The organism is Pseudomonas monteilii, assembly GCA_001534745.1.
Classification (GTDB): domain Bacteria; phylum Pseudomonadota; class Gammaproteobacteria; order Pseudomonadales; family Pseudomonadaceae; genus Aquipseudomonas; species Aquipseudomonas alabamensis.
Genome location: CP013997.1, coordinates 2407701 through 2430563, shown reverse-complemented (window position 1 = coordinate 2430563; position 22863 = coordinate 2407701). Strand labels below are relative to the sequence as shown.

Here is a 22863-nt window from a genome sequence, read left to right as displayed (position 1 = left end):
TGACATGCACGGCTTATCGGCAGTGCACCGTCGATCCTTGAGCAGTAACCCGACAATTGGATCCCTTTGCCACAGCGCAGTGCCGAACGGTACGGCACTGTGCTGATCTCACCGGTTCATGCCACGCCGTTCGGGCCGTCCAGTACTTGCCTCACCTTACGTGCAAGGTCGTGAGGCATGCAGGGCTTGGAAATCACTTCGAACTCCGAGCCACCCAGGTCCGTCCGTTCCAGCGAATTCTCCGCATAGCCCGTGGTGAGCAGGATCTTCATCTTCGGGTAGCGACGGCGCACTTCCCTGGCCAGCATCACACCATTCATGCCGCCGGGCATGATCAGGTCAGTGAACAGCAGGTCATAGTCGTGCCCGGTGTCGAAGCGCTTGAGTGCCTCGCGCGCGTTGAGCACCATGTCGGCACTGTAACCGTAGTCTTCCAGCACCATCTTCGCCAGCTCGGCCACATCCGGCCGGTCCTCGACGATGAGGATCTTCTCGCTGCCCGACTTGCGATCGACGGCGCGCACCGGGTCCTGATGGACCACGCCGGCATCGTCCACGGGGAAGTACAGCCGCAAGGTGGTGCCGATGTCCTCTTCGGTGTAGATGCGCGCCGCGCCACCCGACTGCTTGGCGAACCCGTACACCATCGAGAGACCAAGCCCCGACCCCTTGCCTTCCTCCTTGGTGGTGAAGAAGGGGTCCATGACCCGGTCGCGAATGTCGGCCGACATGCCGATGCCGTTGTCGGTCAGCGAAATGCTCACGTAGTTGCCCGGCAACAGGCCGTCATAGGACACACTGGCCAGGTCCTTGACCGCGATGTTGCGCGTCTCGATGAGAATACGCGGCGCCTCGCGACCGATCAGCGCGTCCCGGGCGTTGATCATCAGATTCAGTAACGCCACCTCGGCCTGGGTCGGGTCGATCCGGCAGTTGCGCAAGTGGGGTTCCAGGTCGTAGCTCACGGCCACTTCGGCGCCGAAGGTGCGCTCGATCAAGGGCTCGATGTCCGACACCAGGTGGTTGAGGTTCAGCACCCGGCCTTGCAGGCTCTGCTTGCGTGCGAATGCCAGCAGTTGCTTGGTCAGGGTACTGGCCCGGTCCACCGCCGAACGGGCGTGATCGACGCTGCGCTTGACCCGTGGCACATCGATGGTGCTTTTCTCGACCGCCGAGCCGATCAGGCCCAGGTAGCCCCCCATGACCTGCAGCAGGTTGTTGAAGTCATGGGCGATGCCGCCGGTCAACTGGCCGAGCGCTTCCATCTTCTGCGCCTGGCGCAGGGCGTCTTCGGCATCCCGGCGTCGGCTCACGTCGAGCTGGGAGGCGAAGAAATAGATCAGATCGCCGTTGTCGTTGTGGATCGGCGAGATGAACAACGCGTTCCAGAAGCTCGAGCCGTCCTTCTTGTAGTTGAGGATCTCGGTGGCGATGTCGACCTTGTCGGCAATGGCCTCGCGCACGGCGTTGACCACGGACCTGTCCGTGTCGGGGCCCTGCAGGAAGCGGCAGTTCTCGCCGAGGATCTCGTGCAGGTCGTACCCGGTCATTTCCAGAAAGGCGTTGTTGGCAAAGATGATCGGATTATCCGGACGGTTGGGGTCGGTCACGATCATCGGCATGCGCGTTGTTTCCACCGCAGCGAAGAACACATCCTTGTGCGGTTGCTTGATATTGGCACCGGCAGCGTTATCGACACGGACTTTATCGCTCACGTGAGCAGACTCCAGAAAAAAGGTAGGACGCATGGCGCTTTGAACGTGCGGCACGGCAAACGTTTAGCGTCCTCTGTGAAAAACCTTTCCAAGTGTCAGTGTCGGTGTCGACGTGGCTTGAACGCCCCGATGCAGGCCGGTCTCAAGGCGTCAGCCGTCGCCCGGCCAGGTCTTCAATACCGCAATTCCAGCCCTGCGTAGGCACCGATGCCATCGCCCGGCCACAGCGATGCAGTATCGGCACCCGCCGCATCGTATTGCGGCGTGACTGCCGTGACATAGGCCTTGTTTGCCAGGTTCTTCACATCCAGTGAAACCTTCCAGTCGCCTTTGGGCGCTTCGAACCCCAGGTTGGCCCCCCACACCGTATAGGACGGCGCATAGAAGGTGTTGGCATAGTCCACCGCCGTGCGCGCCGCCGATTGCACGTTCACGCCTGCATACCAGCCGCTGTGGTGCTGGTACTGCACGTCGCCCTGGTACACGTGCTTGGGCAGACCGGGCAGGGCGTTGTCACCGAAGCGTTCGTCGTCGCGGTAGTGGAAGTCGTTGTAGGTGTACACCTGCCGCCAGCGCACCTGGTCGCCCCGATCGTTTTGCCACAGTCGCGTGTTCAACCCGGCCTCGACGCCCTGGTGGATGGTTGGCAACGCGTTGAAGGCGCCGGTCACCGCTGCACGGCTTGCGGTGGCCGCAATCAGCTGGACGTTGAGCAGCTCATCGCGGACCCAGGAGCGGTAGAGGGCCAGGCTGCCATCGAAGATGCCCTGGGCGCCCTTGATGCCGATTTCCACCGTGTTAGCTTTCTGTTCGACCAATGGGCGCACGTACGGCAACGTCGGCCCTGAGCCCGAGTACTGCCACGACACCGGCGGGTCTATGGAGCGGCTGACGTTGGCGAACGCCTGCAACTGTGGCGTGAATTCGTAGCGCAACCCGATACGCGGCGCGGCGCTCCAGTTCGAATAGTCCACCCGTGAGGGGAATGGCGTGGTATTGGCTGCTACGGCCTGCTCGATGTCGACGTTGCGCCGGACGTTGATGAACGACACCCCGGTGGTCAACCACAGCCCTTCGACCAGGTTCAGGTCATTGCCCAGGCTCAGGGTGCGGTCGAACGAGCCCTGGTAGTCCACCTGCTTGAGCGTGGTCTTGTCCCGGTTGGTCGAGTCCACGCCGCCCCGCAGGTGCTGGGTGGAGGTCAGGGCGACGGTGCTTCGGCTCTCATGCCCGAACCACTGGTCGATACGGTCATAGGCCAGCCGCAGATTGAGGTCATGCCAGTCCCAGTAGCTGGGGTTGCTCGGGCTGTCGGGGCTGTTGTTGTGGGCATAGTCGTGGTACGCCACGCCAAAGGTCAGGCGCGCGTCATCGTCGAAGGTATAGGTGGTCTTGCTGCCCAGCCACAGGCTGCCCGGACGTCGGCTGCCGGCACCGCTTGACTCGGCCGTGGCGCTGGCGCGGCGCGGGTGATGCTTGATCTGGTCGAGGGTGGTGGAACTTGGGTCGTCGTGGAACTCGTCGCGGTAGCGCAACAGCAAGCGGGTCTCGAGCTTCGGGCTGAAGGCGTACCCCAGGTTCGCCACCACCCCCTGGCTCCTCGACAAGCTGTAGTCGCGGTAGCCCTGGTTGCGGTAGTTGTCGACGTTGACGTAGTAGTCCAGGTCGCCTTCGACACCGCCGACGCTCACCGACTGCTTCTGATAGCCATAGCTGCCGGCTTCCGCGCGCAGGCGCAGGCCGGGTGCGGTGTAGCCGGAATGGTTGACGAAGTTGATGGCGCCGCCGAGGGTCAGCGCCCCGTACTGGAAGGCGTTGGCGCCCCGCAGGATCTCGGTGTAGTTGACGCCCGAGGCGTTCAGGAACTCGTAGGGCGTGCCGCCCGGGCCGGTGATCGGCAGGCCGTCGAAGAGAAACGCGATGCCCTCGCGAAAGTAGCCGGGCGAGGTGTTCGCCCCGAGCCTCGAATCGAAATCTTCGCCGCGTCATTACCGCCGGTGGATTGCACGAACACCCCCGGCTGATAACCCAGGGTGTCCTGCAAGGTGGCGGTGCGGCCCTTGGCGACCTCTTCGCTGTCGACCACGCTGGTGCCGCCTGGTATGTCCGCCAGCTGACTGCTGGCTTTCTGCGCTTCGCTCTGACGGGCGGCCTGAACGGTGACGGTGCCCAGGGTCTGGTCAGCGGCGGCCCAGACCGGGCCACTGCCGACGGCAGCAGCGCCCAGCCCGGTGGCCAGGGTGGCCCGGCGGATCGCCAGGCGCAAGGTGTGGCGTCGTGTCACGTGCATCGATGATTCCCCTAAACGGTCGCATGGCAAATGGTCCTCGGCGTTCTATGGGCATAGTCAGGCCAACGAAGGGGGGTAGAGCAGGTTCCATGCCAGGCCTGGGCTAGCGCCGTGTGCGCCAGCGTGCATGGGGTCGAGGAGGGAACTGGAGTGCGCAAGGACCCTCGGAGGCGGCGTGCCAGGTGGCCACACCGTTGCAGGCACTGTCGGTTGGGTGTCGCGTGCCGGACAGTCGCGGTTATAAGCCCATGACTGAAGGCGAGGGCCCTGCACGCTCGACACTCACTGTTGCTGACCCAACAGCCCTCGGACAGTTTGTCCTGCGCCGTCACGTGCCGCAGGGCGCCAGGGCCCCATGAATACGGGGTCTTAGCGCTGGCACGACTTCTGCAATCACCTCTTGACCTTATGGCCATCGAGCCGGAGCGACGTGTCCGTGGAGGCTGGCGTGTCTGCAATCCGCCTCGCGGAGACCCCATGGTCGACACGACCCACCGCCCAGTCATTCCCTCGCCAGGAGTTCGCATGACCCTACCTTTTCAACCTCCCATGACCGATGCGGCGCTCGACGCCCATTTCGCACCAGTGTTCGCACGCATCCGTGCGGGGGCCGTCACTCGCGAGCAGCAGCGCGAATTGGCCTTCGAACCGGTGGCCTGGCTGCGTGACGCCGGTTTCGGCGCGCTGCGTGTGCCGCGTGAGCAGGGCGGCCTGGGGGTGAGCCTGCCTCAGCTGTTGCGCCAGCTGGTGCGCCTGGGCGAGGCGGACTCGAATTTGCCGCAGATCGTTCGGGCGCACCTGGGCTTCGTCGAAGGGCGTTTGTCCGCTCGCGACCCGGCCTCCCAGGCGCTGTGGCTGCCCAAGGTGGCCGCCGGCGAGCTATGGGGCGCGGCCATGGCCGAGCGTACCGACAGCACCGGTAACAGCGTGACGCTTACGCGCGTGTCCCCTGCAGACGAATCGGCGGCCTACCGGCTCGACGGCGAGAAGTTCTACTGCACCGGTACCCTCTATGCGGACTGGATCGCCGCGATCGCCAGCGAAGGCGAGGACTTCGTCAGCGTGGTGGTGCCGACCTCGGCGCCCGGTGTGCAGGTCCTCGACGACTGGGACGGCTTCGGCCAGCGCCTGACCGGCAGCGGCACCACCCGTTTCGCCGCCGTGGAAATCCCGGCCCATCAGGTGCTGCGGCGCTTCGCCAAAGGTGAGCTGCGCGCCGAATCCTACCTCAGCGCCTTCTACCAGGCGGTCCACCTGGCCACGCTGGCCGGCATCGCCCGGGCCGTCCTGGCCGATGCCGTCGCCTTCGTCCAGGGACGTACCCGCGCCTTTGGCGTGCCGGGTCAGTCACGTCCGGCCGACGATCCGCTGGTGCAGCGGGTGATCGGTCGCTTGTCGAGCCTGGCCTTCGCGGCCGAGGCACAGGTCAGTGCCATTGGCAAAGCCTTGCAGACGGTGGCCGAGGCCGTGCAGGCGGGCGCCGTCACCGAGCAGCATTACACCGAGGCCGAGGTGCAGGTGTATCAAGCCCAGCAGATCGTCCTGGCCCAGGTGCTGGAAGCCACTACGTTGCTGTTCGAGGTGGGCGGCGCTTCGGCCACCAGCAACCAGCGGCGCTTCGACCGTCACTGGCGCAATGCCCGCACCCTGGCCTCGCACAACCCGGCGATCTACCGCGAACAGGCGCTGGGCGATTACTACCTCAACGGCATCAGCCCGGCCGCCGCCTGGCGCGCCCGTCAACTCGACGTGGCGCCCGGGCAGCGCGCGAACGATGAAGCCAGCGCAGTCTGAACGGAGAGCACGCACATGAGCACCACCCCTCAACAGATGAGCCTGGGCATGAACATCCTCGGCTTCGGCGCCCATGCCGCCGCCTGGCGTCAAGGCGAAGCACCGGTCGATGCCTGTGCCGACATCGACTACTACCGCGACATCGCCCGCACCTCGGAGCGCGGTTGCCTGGACGCGATCTTCCTGGCCGACACCCCGGCGCTCGCCGGTGACGTGGCCCAGCACCCGAGCGCACGCCTGGAGCCGACCGTACTGCTCACCGCGATCGCGGCGGCGACCTCGCGCATCGGGGTGATCGCCACCGCCTCGACCACCTACAACGAGCCCTTCAACCTGGCCCGGCGCATCGCTTCGCTGGACCACATCAGCCGTGGCCGCGCCGCCTGGAACGCGGTCACCAACGCCGCCGACGCCGCGGCGCAGAACTTCGGCCTGGCCGGTGCACCGCTGCATGTCGACCGCTATGCACGCGCCGACGAGTTCATCGACGTCACGTTCAAGCTGTGGGACAGCTGGGAGGAGGACGCCCTGGTCGGTGACCGGATCGGCGGGCGCTACGCCGATCCGGCCAAGGTCCATACCCTGGACTTTCACGGCCAGCACTTCACGGTCAAGGGCCCGCTGAATCTGCCCCGTTCGCCCCAGGGGCGGCCGGTGCTGGTCCAGGCCGGTTCCTCCGAAGGTGGCAAGGCGCTCGGGTCGCGCTATGCCGATGCGATCTTCACCACCCAGACTACCCTGGCCGACGGTCAGGCCTTCTACCGCGAGATGAAGGCCCGTGCACAGGCCTGGGGGCGCAACCCTGCACACTTGAAGGTCATGCCCGGGTTGTCCACCGTGATCGGCAGCACCGAGGCCGAGGCCCACGCCCGTTTTGACCAGCTCAATGCCTGGCATGGCGAGCACGGACTGCTGCAGCAGGTGGCCGGGCGCATCGGCATCGACGCCAGCGAACTGGACCCGGACGCGCCACTGCCCTGGGCACGGATTGGCGAAGTGGCAGCGTTCGAGCGGGGGTCGCAGGGCTTTCTCGAAGCCCAGCTGAACCTTGCCCGGCGGGAAAACCTGAGCATCCGCCAGCTGTCGCGGCGCATCCTGGTCGGTCATCGTCTGATGGTCGGCACGCCCGAGCAGGTGGCCGACACCCTGGTCGAGTGGTTCCTTGCCGGCGCGGGCGATGGCTTCAACATCATGCCCGACCTGTTTCCGTCCGGGGTGGAGGTGTTCGTCGACCATGTCGTGCCGATCCTGCAGCGCCGTGGGCTGTTCCGGCGCGAGTACCAGGGCAGCACCCTGCGCGAGCACCTGGGCCTGCCCAAGGCCGTCAACCAGTACAGCCTCCCGACCACGCCCATTGCCGCCCGCGTGGCGCGCTGACCGATGTTCATTCGACCCAAGGAACTGCCCGCCATGCATGACCGCCTATGCCCCACTGCAACGGTGCAGGCCGCGCATCGGCGCCTGCCCAATCCTGCACCGTGAAGCCGGCCCCTCACGCCTCGCCGGCGAGACCGCTGCTCGAGGTCCACGGGTTGGGCAAGACACTCCTCGGACCGCAGGGCCGGTGGCGCACCGTGCTCGATGACGTCGCCTTCCAGCTCGACGCAGGGCAGACTGTGGGCGTGGTCGGCGAGGGCAGTGTGGGCGTCCTGGGCCAGATCCTGGCCGGGCTGGCGTCGGCCGACCAGGGTCAGGTCTGGCTCGACGGTCACGATTGGCTGGCTGCCTCGAGCTGGCCACACAGCCAGCGCCCGCAGGGGATTCAAGCCGTTCTGCTTGCGCCTTCGGCCTGCTTCGACCTGCGTCATAGTGTCTGGCGGGTGCTCGGCCAGGCCTTGGCCCAGGCCGGGGTGCCACGTCAGCTGCGCCGCCCCGAAGGTATCGCCTTGCTCGAGCGGGTGCAGTTGCCCGCAGCCGTGCTCGACCGTCGTCCGCTGGAGCTGTCCAGTGAGCAGCGACAGCGTCTGGTCATCGCCCGCACCCTGGCGCTCAGGCCGCGCGTGCTGGTGGCTGACACCACCGGCTCGAACCTCGAGGGCACCGTCCAGGCGCGCCTGCTGGCGCTGCTTGCCACGCTCACGCGGGAACGCGCCCTGGCCTGCCTGTGCATCGCCCACACGCTGGATGCGCTGGGACCGTTGAGCGACCGCACCGTGATCCTGAAGGGGGGCAGGGTCGTGGACGGTCCGTTGCGGGCTTGACCTCGAAGCCGGCGGTGACGGACCGGACGCCATCGCGGGCAAGCCCGCTCCCACACGGATCGCAATGCCCTGCCTCATCGCGGTGAGACAGGCTGCCACGGACCTGTGGGAGCGGTCATCGCGGTGAGACAGACTGCCACGGACCTGTGGGAGCGGGCTTGCCCGCGATGCAGGCGGCGCCGGACCGGACGCCAATCGCGCACGTCGGTTCGTACTGTCCGTCCAGCAACAGCCCCCGGACACTTTGCCCGCCCGATCGATCACACGCCGCCTGCACACCCCCGGCAAGCCCAGCAAACACGGGCGATTCGAACCCGGCACAACTCCTGCAGTCGTCCCCCCAACGCCATCGCGCATCGTCATCTGCAGGAGCGACCTTGAACGTCACGACCCATCCTCTCATCCCCTGGCTCGCCATCGCCGCCCTGGCCACGGGCGGTTGCGAACGCGCCGAACCGACCCGGGTCCAGAGCGACCAGCCGGTCCATGGCGGCACGCTGGTCTATGCCACCGATCGCGAGCCCACCTGCCTCGATCCCCACGTAGCCGGCGACATGCCGCAAGTCTTCCTCGCCCAGCAGTACCTCGACTCACTGGTGTCCATGGACGCCGACGGTCACATCGGCCCCTGGCTGGCCACGCGCTGGGACGTGTCGGCCGACGGCCTGCGCTATACCTTTCACCTGCGCCACGACGTGCGCTTCACCGACGGCACACCGTTCAACGCGGCAGCGCTCAAGGCCAACCTCGACCACATCACCGACCCCAAGACCCAGTCCAGCACCGCAGGCGGTTACATCCGCCAGTACCGCGGTACCCAGGTCATCGACGAGTACACGGCCGTGGTCGAGCTGGCGACGCCCTATGCCGCGTTCCTGGAAGTGCTGGCGCAGGGCTTTCTGGGCATGCAGTCGCCCACCGCGCTGGTGCGCAGCCGTGAAGCGAACTGCGAGTCGCCGGTCGGCAGCGGCCCGTTCAAGGTGGTGCGCTGGGAGCGCCAGAGCCGGGTGCTGCTGGCCCGCAATCCCGACTACGACTGGGCGCCGCCCACCGCCCGGCATCAAGGCCCGGCCTACCTCGACGGCATCACCTGGACCTTCATTCAGGAGCCGTCGGTGCGTTTCGCCTCGCTGCAGGCCGGCGAGGTCGACGTGATCGAGGCACTGCCGCCCGAGTCCCACGAAGCAGCGCGGCGCAACCCGGACGTCGAGCTGATCATCGCCCAGCGCCCCGGCAACCCCACCAATGGCACCTTCAACATCCGTCGCGCGCCGTTCGACGATGTCCGGGTGCGCGAAGCCTTCGTGCGCAGCGCCGACGTCGAGGGCGCGCTCAAGAGTGTGTACTTCGGTGAATTCCCACGGGCCGGCGGTCCGCTGAGCGCGGCCACGCCGTTCTACAGCCCGGACTTCGAGCACGTCCAGGACTACGACCCAGCCCGTGCGGCCCAGCTGCTCGATCAGGCCGGCTGGACCGGGCGCGATGCGCAGGGCTATCGAACCAAACACGGCAAACGCCTCCAGGTCACCGTGTTGATCGGCACCCGTACGCCGCCGTCCGAGCAGACCCTCTGGGAGCAGGTGCAGGCGACCACGCGCCAGGTCGGGTTCGACCTGGTCCTGGAGCAGATGAGCGACACCCAGACCACCGCACGCCAGGCCGCCTGGGACTACGACATCCGCCTCGGCTACTGAAACACCAACACCCCGGACGTGTTGCGCATCATCTTCGGCTCGGCGTTCATCCAGCCCGCTGGCGTGGGCGGCTATCACCAGAACACCGCGGGCTATTCCGACGCCGGGTTCGATGCCCTGATGGACAGTGCCCTGGCCACCCAGGACCCGCAGCAACGCCGCGCACGCTACCTGCGTGCGCAACAGCAGGCCGCCGCGCAGTACCTGCAGCTGGTGACCTACCCGCAAAGCACACGCCTGGGCGTGTACAGGACCGCCCATGGCGTGCGCCTGGAATCGTCCTTGGCGGTGACCTCCCTCTATGACGCCTGGGTGACGCCATGACCGCCTTCATCACGACCTCGGACACGCGCGCGCTGCGCCGTGAACGCCTCGCTGCGCTCGGCCGTCGTGCCGGCATCCGCCTGCTGGGCGGCCTGCTGGTACTGTGGGCGGTCGCCACGCTGACTTTCTTCGCCCTGCGACTGATGCCGGGGGACCCGGTGCTGGCGATTCTGGGCGGTGCCAGCGGCAACCCCACCCCGGAAACCCTCGAGGCCACCCGCCAGGAATACGGGTTGGACAAGCCCTTGGCGGTGCAGTACGTCGCCTACCTGGGGCGCCTGCTGCAAGGCGACCTGGGCGCCTCGTACACCCAGCACATGCCCGTGACCCGGGTGCTCGCCGAGCAGGGCGGCGCGACGTTCGAGCTGACGGTCGCCTCGCTGCTGCTGGCCTGGGTGCTGGTACTGCTGCTCACCGTGCTGACCGCCGGGCGCGGGCGTCTGGTCGGGGGCTGGCGTCGCTAGTCGAGACCGTGAGCGCCGCGCTGCCGCATTTCTGGCTGGGAATCGTGCTGCTGGCCGTGTTCGCCTTCGGCCTGCGCTGGTTCCCGCCGGCCGGCAGCGACAGCCTGACGGCGCTGGTGCTGCCGGCGTTCTCCCTGGCCATACCGCTGGCCGGGTTCATCGCCCAGGTCACCCGCGAATCCCTCGAGCTGACCCTCGAACAACCCTTCGTGCTGACCGCGCGCACCCGCGGCCTCAGCGATCTGGCCGTGCGCTTTCGCCACGCGCTGCGCCATGCCTTGCTCCCGGGGATCTCGCTGTCGGGCTGGGCGATCGGCGCGCTGATGAGTGGCGCCGTGGTGTGCGAGGTGATCTTCTCGCGCCGCGGCATCGGGCGGCAGCTGTACCAGGCGGTGATCGCCCAGGACATGCCGCTGGTGATCGGCATCAGCCTGGTGGTCGCTGCCGTCTATGTACTGGCCAACATCGGGGTGGACCTGCTCTACCTCTGGATCGACCCGCGTCAACAGGAGCAGCCACGATGACCGACCTGACCCTCGATGCACCCCGGCTGGCGCCACGCCGTCAACGCACCTGGCGCTTGCCGCCCTGGGGCGCCAGCCTGGCCCTGGCGTTTCTCGCGGCGCTGCTGCTGGCGGCTCTGGTGCCGCAAGCCTTCACACCCCTCGACCCGCTGGCGATCGTGCCCCGCGAGGCGTTCCAGCCCCCCAGCGCGGCGCATTGGTTGGGAACCGATCAGTCCGGCCGCGACATCTTCGCGCGCATCGTCCACGGCACGCGCCAGAGCCTGTTCATCGGCGTGGCGGCCACGGCACTGGCGATGGGCCTGGCCATCGTCCTGGGGCTGCTGGGCGGCCTGGGCGGCGCCCGCCTGGACCGCAGCGTGGGCTGGGTGCTGGAGGTGCTGTTCGCCTTTCCCAGCCTGATCCTGGCGCTGCTGTTCGTGGCGATCTTCGGCAGTGGCCTCGGCCCGCTGATCGTCGCCACCGGCTTGGGCGGCGCACCGGGCTATGCGCGGCTGGTCCGCGGGCAGGTGCGCGCCGTGCGCAACGCCGGCTACATCGAAGCGGCGCAGGCCCTGGGCCATTCCCGCCGGCGCATCATCCTGCGCCAGCTGCTGCCCAACGCCATGCGGCCGCTGGTGGTGACCCTGACCATGGGCGTCGGCCAGGCGATCGTCTGGGCCTCGGCCCTGAGCTTCCTCGGCCTGGGTGCCCGGCCACCGGCGCCGGAGTGGGGCACCATGCTGTCGATGGGCCGTGACTTCATCGCCAATGCCTGGTGGCTGACCTTCTTCCCTGGCCTGTTCATCGTGCTGACGACCCTGTCGACCACGGTGGCGGGCCGCTACCTGCAACAACGCCTGGAGGGCCGTCACCCATGAGCGACAAGACCTTGACCGTCGAGGGCCTGAGCGTGGCCTTCGCGGGCCAGCACGTGGTCCACGAGTTGTCCTTCAGCCTGGCGCCGGGGCGCTGCATCGCCCTGGTGGGCGAGTCCGGCTCGGGCAAGAGCGTCAGTGCCCGCAGCCTGGTCGGCCTGGCCGGTCCTCAGGCCCAGGTGCAGGCCCGGCAGTTGCGCTTCGGCGAGCATGACCTGCTGGCGCTGAGCGAGCGGCAGTGGCGTCGGGTGCGTGGCAAGGACATCGGCTTCGTGCTGCAGGATGCGCTGGTATCGCTCGACCCGTTACGCCCAGTGGGCAAGGAGATTCTCGAGGTGCTCGACACCCACGATCATGGCCACCGCCGCGATCGTCCGGCCCAGGTGCTGACGCTGCTCGAGCGGGTCGGCGTGCCGGAGCCGGCGCTGCGCGCACGACAGCGCCCGGGACAGTTGTCCGGTGGGCTGCGCCAGCGTGCGCTGATCGCCAGCGCGCTGGCCATGGCGCCGGCCCTGGTGATCGCCGACGAGCCGACCACGGCCCTGGACGCCACGGTACAGGCGCAGATTCTGGAGGTGTTCCAGCAGATCAAGGCGCGCGGCGCTTCGCTGCTGATCATCAGCCATGACCTGGCAGTGGTCGCGCAACTGGCCGACGAGGTGATCGTGCTGCGCCATGGCGAGGTGGTCGAGCAAGGCCCGATGCAGGCCGTGCTGCGTGCGCCCCGTCATCCTTATACCCAGGCGCTGCTGGCCGCCGTGCCAGCCGAACATCCCCGAGGCAGCCGCTTGTCGGGGCCTGTGACGCAGCTGCCGTCCGCCCCTGTGGCTCGGCAGGACGTCCGGCGCGACGAGCCGCTGCTCGAGGCGCGCCACCTGGGCAAGCGCTACCGAGGACCCGATGGCGTCGAGCGTCAGGTGGTCAGCGGTGTCGGCTTCACGCTGCGGGCCGGTCGCACGCTGGGTATCGTCGGTGAATCCGGCTCGGGCAAGACCACCGTGGCGCGCCTGGCCCTGGGGCTGCTGACGCCGGACGAGGGGGAGGTGCTGTACCGCCAGCGCCCCTGGAATCGCCCGGGCACTGCCATCGACGAGGCCGCGCGACGGCCGCTGCGTCGCGAGATCAGCGTCATCTACCAGGACCCCTTGGGCTCGTTCGACCCCCGCTGGAGTGTCGGACAGATCCTCGACGATGCCCTGGACGTGGCCGGGGTCGAGGTTCACGCACGCCCCGCACGGATCGAACGGCTGCTCGGCCAGGTGCGCTTGCCGGTGGCGATGGCCCAACGGCGGCCCCTGCAGCTGTCCGGCGGGCAGCGCCAGCGGGTGGCCATCGCCCGAGCCATCGCCAGTGAGCCGCAGGTGATCATCTGCGACGAACCGGTTTCGGCCCTGGACGTGTCGGTGCAGGCCCAGGTGCTGGACCTGCTCGCCGACCTGCAGCAGGCCCTGGGCCTGGCCTACCTGTTCATCTCCCACGACCTGGGGGTGATTCGCCACGTCAGCGACGAGGTGCTGGTGATGCGCCACGGCCAGGTGGTGGAAATCGCGCCCGTGGAGCAGTTGTTCGAGCGGCCTGCGCAGGCCTACACCCAGCGCCTGCTCGGCGCGGTGCCACGCCTGCCAGGCGCCGGTGCGCCGCTGCACGTGCCGGCCTACGCCCCGGAAGACGAAGCCTTCCACCTGTTCGACGAATCCCGCCTCTGGAAAATCGCCATCTAGGCCTACAAGGACACCCCCATGACATACGTTCCTCCTTTGACCCTGCAACCCCCGGCCCGCAACGTGGCCGAGCTGACGACGCGCATCGAGGCCTTGCTGCCGGCGATCGCTGCCGGTGCCGCCCAGCGCGAGCGCGAGCGCCAGCTGCCCTTCGACGCCATCGCCCAGCTGGCGGCAGCGGGCGTCTACACCGCGCGCATTCCGCGTCGACACGGTGGCCCCGAGGGGCAGGTGCGTGACGTGATCGCGCTGCTGCTGAAGATCGCCGCCGTGGATTCCAACGTCGCCCAGGCGTTGCGTCCAGGGTTCGCCTTCGTCGAGGGCTTGCTGGCGTCCACCGCCGACGATGCCGAGGCCGAGCGCCAGCGCTGGTTCGGGCGTTACCTGGAAGGCGCGGTGCTGGGCAATGCCGGCTGGGAGCTGGGCGGTGCCAACGGCGCAATCGCCGCGCGGCTGGTGCGCGAGGGGGACCATTACCGTGCCACCGGCAGCAAGTTCTACAGCACCGGCGCGCTGTTCGCCGACTGGGTCAGTGCGGTCGCGCTGGACGAGCAGGACCAGCCGGTGTCGTTCATCCTGCCGCGTGACCGCGAAGGCCTGGAGCTGGTCGATGACTTCGATGCCATGGGCCAGCGGCTCACGGCCAGCGGCACGACCCGCCTGCACAACGTGCGGGTCGAGGCCAGCGAGCTTCGCACGCGCACGGTGGAGGACGGCAAGCGCACCATCGTCACCCCGTTCCTGCAGTTGTTCCTCGGGACCGTCCTGGCCGGCATCGCCCGCAATGCGCTGGATGACGCCCGCCGTTTCGCCCGCGACCACGCCCGACCGATCAAGCACAGCAGTGCCACACGCTCGGTCGACGATCCCTATGTCGAGCTGTCGGTCGGCGACATCGCCGCGCGAGCCTACGGCGCCGAGGCCCTGGTACTGCACGCTGCCGACAGCCTCGATCAGGCCTGGGCCGCCGGGTTGCCCGACCGCGCGGTGGAGCAGGCGGCGCTGGCGGTGGCGCAGACCCAATACCTGGTGGCCGAACTGGCGCTCAAGGCCGCCGAGACCCTGTTCGACGTCGGCGGCGCATCCACCACCGGACGGGCCCACAACCTCGACCGGCATTGGCGCAACGCACGCACCGTGGCCAACCACAACCCTCGGCACTGGAAGGCCGCCGTGGTCGGTGCCTGGCAGCTCAAGGGTACCCCGCCGCCTGTGTCGGGGCTGTTTTGACGGCACGGTCGGCGTGCATCGCCGACCGCCAGACCCGTACGGTGCCGGCGATCATCGGCACCGCGCTGTTCATGGAACTGCTCGACGGCACCGCCGTGATGACCGCGCTGCCGAGCATGGCCGCTGACTTTGGCGAGCCGGCCCTGCGCATGAACCTGGTGGTGTCGCTGTACATGCTGGCCCTGGCCCTGTGCCTGCCCCTCAGCGGCTGGCTGGCCGAGCGCTTCCGACCGCGTCGGGTGATGATGGCTGCCATGGGGCTGTTCACCCTGGCGTCGACGGCCTGCGCCCTGGCCGACTCGCTGCTCGAGCTGTGCCTGGGACGTCTGCTGCAAGGCGCGGCAGGCGCGCTGATGACGCCGGTGGGCCAGGTGATCATCCTGCGCTGGGCGCGGCGCGAGCAGCTGCTGCACGCGCTGTCCTGGCTGGCGCTGCCGGCGTTGGTCGGTCCACTGGCCGGGCCATTGCTGGGCGGGGTGCTGGTGACTTGGCTGTCCTGGCATTGGATCTTCCTGATCAACCTGCCGATCTGCCTGGTCGGCTGCCTGCTGATCCTGCGCCACGTGCCTGATTTTCCGGCGCGTCCCGTGCCGCCGCTGGATGGGCGTGGCCTGGTGCTCAGTGGTGTTGCCCTGGGCGCCGGGGTGGTGGGATTCGAGGCTTTGGCCCTGGGCGAACTGCCCTGGCCGCTGGCGAGCGGTCTGGTGCTGATGGGGCTGGCGTGCGCCTGGGCCTATGGCCGGCATGCCCGGCGTCACCCGTATCCGCTGGTGGACCTGCGTCTGTTCCGTTTGCGAGGGTTCGGCATCAGCCAGGCCGGGGGCGCCGTGTTCCGCCTGGGCACGGCGGCGCAACCGTTTCTGTTGGTCCTGTTGCTGCAACAAGGCCTGGGCCTGAGCCCGTTGGCGGCGGGTTGGCTGGTGATCAGCGGCGGGCTTGGCGCCTTGCTGATGAAGCCGTTCGCCGTGCCGGTGGTACGGCGCTTCGGTTACCGGCGGGTGCTGACCTGCAACGCGCTGGTCAGCGGCTTGGGTATCGCGCTGTGTGCGACCTTTGACGAGCAGACATCGATGAGCTGGATGGCCGGTGTCTTGTTCGGTGCGGGGCTGGTGCGTTCGCTGCAATTCACCACCCTGGGCGCCGCGACTTACCGGGACGTCCCCCGCGAGCGCTCGGCCGCGGCCAGCAGCCTGTCGGCGATGGCCGTGCAGCTGACCTTGAGCCTGTCGGTCAGCCTGGCCGGCCTGCTGCTGAGCGCACTGGCGGCCTTACAGGGTCGCAGCGACGCGACCTTGGGCGATGTGACCGGGGTCATGCTGATGGGGGCGGTGGCCTGCGCAGGTTCAGCCTGGCTGTTCCGTCGATTGCCGGCGTGAGGTGTCATTCAGATGACGTGCGCGGCTTGCAACGCTTCGAGCGCCTGGCCACGCAGGTCGGCCAGGCGCGCATCGCGCCGGTCCCGCGGGTAGGCCAGGGGTACCGACAGTTCGCGGCGGACCGTGCCTGGGCGGTTGCCGATCACCAGCACGCGGTCGCTCAGGTACAGCGCCTCGTCGATGTCGTGGGTGACCACCAGCAGGGCGATCCTTCGGCGGCGCGCCAGGTCGAGCAACAGGTCCTGCAGGGCGAAACGGGTGAAGGCATCCACGGCGCTGAAGGGTTCGTCCAGCAGTAGCAGACTGGGGCGCTCGTACAGTCCACGGGCAATGGCCACCCGTTGCGCCATACCGCCAGACAGTGCCTTGGGCAAGGCATCGGCGAAGCCGGCCAGGCCCACGTCCGCGATCAGTTGCGTGACCCGCTGGCGATCGAAGCGGCGGCCGTCGCTGAATCCGATGTTGTCCGCCACGCTCAGCCAAGGCATCAGCCGCGGCTCCTGGAAGACGAAACCGACCTGCGCCGTACGTTGACGCGAGGTGCCAGTGAACGCTGTGTCCAGCCCGGCCACCAGGCGCAGCAAGGTGCTCTTGCCGCACCCGCTGGGTCCCAGCAGGCTGACGATCTCGCCTGCTTGCAAGCGCAGCTCCAGAGGCCCCAGCACGGGACTGTCGCCAAACAGCTTGCGCTGCACCTGCAGGTCGAGCACGGGCGTGAGGGAAGGGATGTCGGAGGTGTGCAGGGCAGTCATCGTCAGGCTCCCGGCCCCTGGCCGTCGAAGGTGTCGCGCCAGGCCAGCCAGCGCGTTTCCAGCGCGGCCAGCAGGCCGTCGCTCAGTTTGCCCAATAGCGCCAGGACCAGAATGGCCGCCAGCACCAGGTCCGGGCGCGAGGTTTCGCGGCCGTCGCTGAGCAGGTAGCCCAGCCCACGGGTCGCGGCGATCAGTTCGGCCGCCACCAGGAACATCCAGCTCAGGCTCAAGGCGCTGCGCAATCCGGTGAGCACGCCCGGCAGCGCCGCCGGCAACAGGATGCGCCGGGCCAGTCGCAGCGGCCCGAAGCCGTACATGCGCCCGACCTCGACCAGGCGACGGTCGATGTTGCGGATGGCTGCCACACCGTTGAGGTACACCGGGAAGAAGGCGCCCAAGGCGATCAGCGTGACCTTGGACGTCTCGCCAATGCCCAGCCACAGCAAGAGCAGCGGCACCCAGGCCAGGCTCGGGATCGCCCGCAGGCTGGCGAACGTCGGTTCGAGCCAGGCTTCGGCTTCGCGGCTCAGGCCGACGCCGGCGGCGAACAGCAGCCCCAGCAAGGCGCCGATGACGAAGCCTGCCAGCACCCTCGACAGGCTCGCGGCGATGTGTGACCACAGCGCGCCGTCGGCCAGTTCGATCAAGGTGTGGGCCACCTCGCTGGGCGCGGGCATCTGGTAGGCCGGGATCCAGCCCAGACGCACCAGGCTCTCCAGGGTCACCAGGATCGCCAGCGGCAACGCCAGCCCTTTGGCCCGCTGTCGCCAGGATTTGGTTGCGCCGCTCGGGCGAGCGGAATGGGCGACCACGGCCTGGACTGGACGCGCTTTCATTCGAGGGCCGCCTTGCCGAAGCGTGGGTCGATCAACTGGTCGATGACCTGCTCGACATTCGTACCGCGCCGCACCAGGGCTTCGGAGACCAGAATCGGCGCGGCGGCCTTGGAGGCGGCGATGTCGGCATCGCTGAGCTGGGGCGACGACAGGTCCGTGCGTGAGAGTTGCAGCGCCGCGACGTCCAGCGGCAGCTTGGATTCCTCGGCCAGCAGGGCAGCGAAAGCGTCCGGGTGTTTGAGCGCCCAGTGACGGGCTTTTTCATAGGCCTTGATCACGGTGGTGACCGTCTGCGGGTGCGCCTTGGCGAAAGCGTCGGTGACGCTGATCACCCCGTAGCTGTTGAAGTCCTTGTTGCGGTAGAGCAGGCGCGAACCGGCCTGCAGCTGGCTGGCCGCCATGTGCGGGTCGAGCCCGGCCCAGGCATCGATATCGCCTTTTTCCAGGGCCGTGCGCCCGTCCGGGTGCTGCAGGTGCAACAGCTCGACGTCCGTCTTCTGCACACCCGCCTCGGCCAAGGCGCGCAAGGTGAAGAGGTAGGGGTCGGTGCCTTTGGTGGCGGCGATCTTCTTGCCCTTGAGGTCTTCGACCCGCTGCAGGGGCGAGTCCTTGGCCACCACCAGCGCGGTCCATTCGGCGCGGCTGTAGACATACACCGATTTGATCGGGCTGCCATTGGCGCGGGCCAGCACCGCCGACAGGCTGGCCGAGGACGCGAAGTCCGCGCCGCCGCTGTTGAGGTATTCCAACGAGCGGTTACTGCCTTGGCTGAACACCCAGGTCACCTTGGCATCGGGCAAGGCCTTTTCGAGCCAGCCGAAGTGCTTGAGCACCAGGCTCACGGGCGAGTAGTACGCGTAATCCAGGCGCACTTCGTCCGGTGCGGTGTCGGCCTGGGCGGCGGCGCTGAAGGCCAGCCCTATCGCCGCGACGCGGATCGCGGACAGGAGCAGGCGAGGAAGCCGGGGGGTGGTCAGGGTGGTCGAACGCATCGTGGCAAGTCCAGTGGTGGAAGGGGCACTGAGGGCCATTGCAGGCCCCATGCCAGCGTCTCGAGGGGCGTATCGTCTGGCGTCACGCTGGATCGATGGCGGGCGAACTGTGCGCCAGGCAACACCTTGCCGCTGCAGTGTTGCCCAGGCGACAGCGCGCACTTCAGATGGATAGCTGCATGACCCGGTTGTCGCGGGTTTCCACTGCGGTGCCCAAGTCCCGGCGCTTGTTGACCACCAGTTCGCCGATGGCGATCAGGCGAGTGCGGGTCACGTTGCGCGACAGCCCGAGCAGTTGCGCGGTGTGCACCTGGTTGTAGTGGCAGAAGTGGTAGGCCGAGCGCAGCAGCGCTGTCTCGACCTTGTCATGCAGGTCACCGGGTTGTTCTTCGTACAGCCGACGAAACGCCCGCTGCAGCAGTTCGTCCACGGCATCGCCGGTGTCCGACCGGCGCCCGACGTCGGCCGTGTCCTGGCGCTCCAGGCGCAGGTTGGACAGGCGCAGGTCCTCGGCCTGTATGCGGCCTTCGCAGCAGGTCAGCAGGCTGTGATGAATGACGTTCTCCAGTTCGCGGATGTTGCCCGGCCAGCTGTAGCGCACCAGCTTGGCCTGCGCCTCGGCGGTCAGCTCCACAGGCCCGTAGCCCAGCCGGTCGGTGTAGGTGCGGATGAAGTGTCGACTCAGCGGCAGGATGTCGCCGGGGCGCTCACGCAGGCCGTGCAGGTGCAGGGTCACCACGTTGAGGCGGTAGTAGAGGTCCTCGCGAAAATGCCCGGCATTGATGGCCTTTTCCAGGTGCACGTTGGTGGCCGCCAGCACCCGCACGTCGATCGGCACGCTCTTGCGTGACCCCAGGCGCACCACCTCGCGCTCCTGCAGGACGCGCAGCAGCTTGACCTGAATGGCCATCGGCAGGTCGCCGATCTCATCCAGGAATAACGTGCCGCCATTGGCCTCCTCGAACCAGCCGGCCTTGGCGCCCAGGGCGCCGGTGAAGGCGCCTTTCTCGTGCCCGAACAGCTCGGCCTCCACCAGCGACTCGGCGAACGCGCCGCAATTGACCGCGATGAACGGGCCGTTGCGACGCCTGCTCAAGTTGTGCAAGTGTCGGGCGACCAGTTCCTTGCCCGTGCCGGTCTCGCCGATGATCAGCACGCTCGCTTCGCTCGGCGCAATCTGCTGGATGTGGGCCAGCAGCGTCTTGGACTTGGGGTCCTCGAACACCTGCGCGGTGGCGCGGATCGAGGTGGCCAGGGCAGGGGACGGGGGCAGGGTCAACAGTTGCATGCGGGCTCTCGCTCAGGAATAGAAAGTCGGAATCGGGCGTCTGCCGTTCAAGGCCCACTCGCCCAGCTCGTGCAGCTTGTAGTCCAGCGGGTCGTGCAAGGTCTGGGTGCGCAGGTTGCGCCAGAAGCGGTCCAGGCGCAGGGCGGCATGGGTGGCGCGTGCGCCGGTCACCTCGAACAATCGGCTGCACAGGTCCAGCCCGGTACGGCTGGCGGCGACCTTGGCGCTGGCGATGCTCACCGCCAGCTGCGCACGTTCTTCGCTGCCCAGGTCGGCGCCTTTGTCCCAGGCGGCATCGAGTTGCAGCACGGCGCGCTCGACCAGCGCCCGCACGCCCTCCAGCGCGGCCCAGAATTCGCCGTAATGGCGCAGGACGTACGGGTCTTCGCTGGCATGCCGGGCCTGGGAGGTGAACCATGGGCGGCTCTCCTTGAGGGTGTACTGGCGGGCCTGCTCGAACGCGCCTTCGCTGATGCCCAGGAACAGGTTGGCGAAGTGCAGTTGTGCGATCAGTGGCCGCAGACAGGCGAACGGCGTGCTCAGTGGACCGGGGTCGAGCAAGAGCTCGGACTCTTCGATCCGCACCCGCTCGAAGGTCGCGCTGCCGCTGTCGGTCTGGCGCTGGCCCAGGTTGTCCCAGTCATCGTGCAGGGTGATGCCGGTGCGCCCAGTGGGGATGGCCGCGATGACCAGCTTGCCGCCGGCCTGTTCGTCCACCGCCGAGGCGATCAGCATCTCCGAGTCCGAAGCACCGGAGCAGAAGCTCTTGCGCCCGGAAAACTCGCGCCATCCCTCGAACGTCTTCATCACCGTGCGGGTGTCCAGCGGGTTCAGGGCGTTGCCCCAGAACCAGTTCTGCCGCGCCGTCTGCTCGAACCAGGGATGCCATTGCTCGGGCCTGGAGAACAGGCGCACGGTGGCCAGCATCAGGTGGTGAAAGCCGAAGACGTGCGCTAGCGAGCTGTCGATCCTGGCGAATTCGCGGACCACCGCAAAGGTGTCCTGCCAGCGGGCGCCCTGGCCGCCGAAACGGGCAGGGATGCTCAGGGCCAACAGGCCACTGTCGCGCAGTGCATTGCGCTCGGCCAGGGGGGTACCGCCGGCCTGGTCGCGTTCGGCGGCCGTGCGGGCGAAGTCGGACGCCAATTGGCGGGCGGTCAGGAGCGCAGGGTGGGTCGACAAGGTGCCCATGGTCGAATCCTTTTGAAGAGGTCCTGAAGCAGGACGGTCCTGCCAGGTGGCAAGACCTGTGCCAGCGTCCTTGTCGTCGCCGTTCAGGGAGGGTGGCCCGGGCTGACGGTACGTGAAGTGTTGCTGGGCGCACTGTGGCTGCTTCAACACTGTCGGGGAGGCAACAATAAAAGAACCGCAGTGCATTCAAAAAAGAATTAATAAGAATTTTTATATTCCTTTAGTGAATATGTGGCCCGGCTCGCTGAGCGCTTCTTGTTCAACCCCCCTCCTGGATCATTTCCCTTTCTCCAGTACGTGTGAACCGTACTGGAGGACGCCTTTAGCCAACCAAAATTGGCACTAAGATGCGATAAGCCGTGATTATCCTTCCTGAATTGATACCTAAATTTAAAAAATTCAATTGCCATTTTAGTACGTAAATACATAATACGTACCACAGTATGAAATCGTAGGAAGCATCATGGCCAGAGGCGGCATCAACAAGGCAGTCGTGGCGCAGGCGCGGCAGGCGCTGCTCGACCGCGGCGAGCATCCCAGCATCGACGCGGTACGTATCGAAATGGGTAATACAGGGTCGAAGACCACCATCCACCGCTACCTGAAAGAACTGGAAGCGCAAGCTCCTGACTTGAACGATGTGCACGGTCATCTGGGCGACCGCCTGGGCAGGCTCGTACAGGACCTGTCGACCCAGCTCATGCAGGAGGCAGACGCTCACGTACGTGCCGCTCATTTGGACTTCGAGGCGCGCCAGGCAGCGCTGGAGGCTGATCTCGAGACCGCGCGCCTGGCCCAGGCAGCGGCCGAGCAGCAGGTAGCCGTCCAGGCAGAAGCTCTGGCTACCCAGGCGGAGGAGCTCGACACCGTCACCCGGGCGCTGCAGACCGAGCAGACCCGCAACGCCGGTCTCAATCAGGCGTTGGGTGAAGGGCAAGTGCGTCTGGCTGACAAGGCCGAGCAGGTGCGGTCGCTCGAGGACAAGCACCAGCACGCCCGTGATGCCCTGGAGCATTACCGGGCCGCCACCCGTGAGCAGCGCGAACAGGAACAGCGCCGTCACGAGGCTCAGGTGCAGCAGCTGCAGATGGAGGTGCGTCAATTGCAGCAGGCGCAGGTCGTCAAGCAGGACGAGTTGACGCGCCTGCACCGGGACAACGAGCGCCTGCTGGCAGATGCCCGGCAGGGGGCGAAGGAACGAGGTCGGCTGCGGGACGAGGTCGAGCGCAAGGAGGCCCAGCTGCAAGGCCTGGCCCAGCAGTTGGCCCAAGGGCAGGGCAGCATCGATGAGCTGCGTCGACAGTTGGAAGCGGCTCAGGCTCAGGTCATGGCGCTACAGACCGAGGCGCGCCAGCAGGACAAGACGCTCGAGCAACTCGAGCAGCAGGTGACGCAGCAGCAGGCATGCATTGACGCCCTCGAGGCACGCCTGGCGGCCAGCGCAGCGACGCAGCAGGCATCCAGTGAGCAGGGCAGATAAATCAAACTTCCTGGCCGTGGGGTTTTCTTCTATAGACCTTCACAGGAGAACGCACATGTCCAATCACTCGAACCATCCTTCCACTGGCCACAACAAGGGGCCACATTCTTCGGAAGACGCGGACAAAGGCAGTG

14 protein-coding genes and 3 pseudogenes are annotated in these 22863 nt (G+C 67.4%); 10 read left to right on the top strand and 7 right to left on the bottom strand.

Annotated features, from left to right (window positions below; genetic code table 11):
* Positions 1 to 116: 116 nt before the first annotated feature.
* Both APT63_10395 and APT63_10390 read right to left on the bottom strand, forming a co-directional pair.
* A complete protein-coding gene (locus tag APT63_10395) occupies positions 117 to 1748 on the bottom strand; it encodes a hybrid sensor histidine kinase/response regulator (protein AMA46001.1) in 1632 nt (543 codons plus the stop codon).
* Positions 1749 to 1888: 140 nt separating this feature from the next.
* Positions 1889 to 4005, bottom strand: a pseudogene (locus tag APT63_10390) (ligand-gated channel).
* A gap of 525 nt (positions 4006 to 4530) precedes the next feature.
* Between APT63_10390 and APT63_10385 the strand changes: the two are divergent.
* The 9 genes and pseudogenes from APT63_10385 (at position 4531) to APT63_10345 (ending at position 16190) form a co-directional block, all read left to right on the top strand.
* Positions 4531 to 5799 carry an acyl-CoA dehydrogenase gene (locus APT63_10385; GenBank protein ID AMA46000.1) on the top strand — a complete coding sequence of 423 codons (1269 nt, stop codon included), beginning with the start codon at positions 4531 to 4533 and terminating at the stop codon, positions 5797 to 5799.
* A gap of 15 nt (positions 5800 to 5814) precedes the next feature.
* Positions 5815 to 7176, top strand: coding sequence for a monooxygenase (locus APT63_10380; protein ID AMA45999.1), 1362 nt, complete (start codon positions 5815 to 5817; stop codon positions 7174 to 7176).
* Positions 7177 to 7223: 47 nt separating this feature from the next.
* Complete coding sequence (locus APT63_10375; protein ID AMA45998.1) at positions 7224 to 8000, top strand: hypothetical protein; 777 nt, start codon at positions 7224 to 7226, stop codon at positions 7998 to 8000.
* Between the two features lie 377 nt (positions 8001 to 8377).
* Positions 8378 to 10018: pseudogene (locus tag APT63_10370) on the top strand (peptide ABC transporter substrate-binding protein).
* A pseudogene (locus APT63_10365) lies at positions 10015 to 11006 on the top strand (ABC transporter permease). The pseudogenes APT63_10370 and APT63_10365 overlap by 4 nt, the downstream one beginning before the upstream one ends.
* The gene (locus tag APT63_10360) at positions 11003 to 11866 is read left to right on the top strand and encodes a peptide ABC transporter permease (GenBank protein ID AMA45997.1); all 864 of its coding nucleotides are present in this window, start codon (positions 11003 to 11005) and stop codon (positions 11864 to 11866) included. The pseudogene APT63_10365 and the gene APT63_10360 overlap by 4 nt, the downstream one beginning before the upstream one ends.
* Positions 11863 to 13584, top strand: coding sequence for an ABC transporter ATP-binding protein (locus APT63_10355; protein ID AMA45996.1), 1722 nt, complete (start codon positions 11863 to 11865; stop codon positions 13582 to 13584). Before APT63_10360 ends, APT63_10355 begins: the two co-directional genes overlap by 4 nt.
* 18 nt (positions 13585 to 13602) lie before the next feature.
* Entirely contained in the window at positions 13603 to 14814 is a 1212-nt protein-coding gene (locus tag APT63_10350; GenBank protein ID AMA45995.1) for an acyl-CoA dehydrogenase, read from the top strand.
* Complete coding sequence (locus APT63_10345) at positions 14811 to 16190, top strand: MFS transporter (protein ID AMA45994.1); 1380 nt, start codon at positions 14811 to 14813, stop codon at positions 16188 to 16190. Before APT63_10350 ends, APT63_10345 begins: the two co-directional genes overlap by 4 nt.
* 8 nt (positions 16191 to 16198) lie before the next feature.
* Here APT63_10345 and APT63_10340 read toward each other — a convergent pair whose 3' ends face one another.
* From APT63_10340 to APT63_10320, 5 genes are all read right to left on the bottom strand, one after another.
* On the bottom strand, positions 16199 to 16942 hold the full coding sequence (locus tag APT63_10340; GenBank protein AMA45993.1) for a sulfonate ABC transporter ATP-binding protein: 744 nt from the start codon (positions 16940 to 16942) through the stop codon (positions 16199 to 16201).
* Between the two features lie 2 nt (positions 16943 to 16944).
* Positions 16945 to 17778 (bottom strand): ABC transporter permease, encoded by an 834-nt coding sequence (locus APT63_10335; protein AMA45992.1) that lies wholly within the window; start codon positions 17776 to 17778, stop codon positions 16945 to 16947.
* Positions 17775 to 18770: a sulfonate ABC transporter substrate-binding protein gene (locus tag APT63_10330; protein AMA45991.1), complete on the bottom strand. Its 996-nt coding sequence runs from the start codon at positions 18768 to 18770 to the stop codon at positions 17775 to 17777. Before APT63_10330 ends, APT63_10335 begins: the two co-directional genes overlap by 4 nt.
* A 163-nt stretch (positions 18771 to 18933) precedes the next feature.
* A complete protein-coding gene (locus tag APT63_10325) occupies positions 18934 to 20058 on the bottom strand; it encodes a Fis family transcriptional regulator (protein ID AMA45990.1) in 1125 nt (374 codons plus the stop codon).
* 12 nt (positions 20059 to 20070) lie between these two features.
* The gene (locus APT63_10320) at positions 20071 to 21249 is read right to left on the bottom strand and encodes a monooxygenase (protein ID AMA45989.1); all 1179 of its coding nucleotides are present in this window, start codon (positions 21247 to 21249) and stop codon (positions 20071 to 20073) included.
* Positions 21250 to 21712: 463 nt separating this feature from the next.
* Between APT63_10320 and APT63_10315 the strand changes: the two genes are divergently transcribed.
* Positions 21713 to 22729 (top strand): cointegrate resolution protein T, encoded by a 1017-nt coding sequence (locus APT63_10315; GenBank protein ID AMA45988.1) that lies wholly within the window; start codon positions 21713 to 21715, stop codon positions 22727 to 22729.
* Positions 22730 to 22863 lie beyond the last annotated feature (134 nt).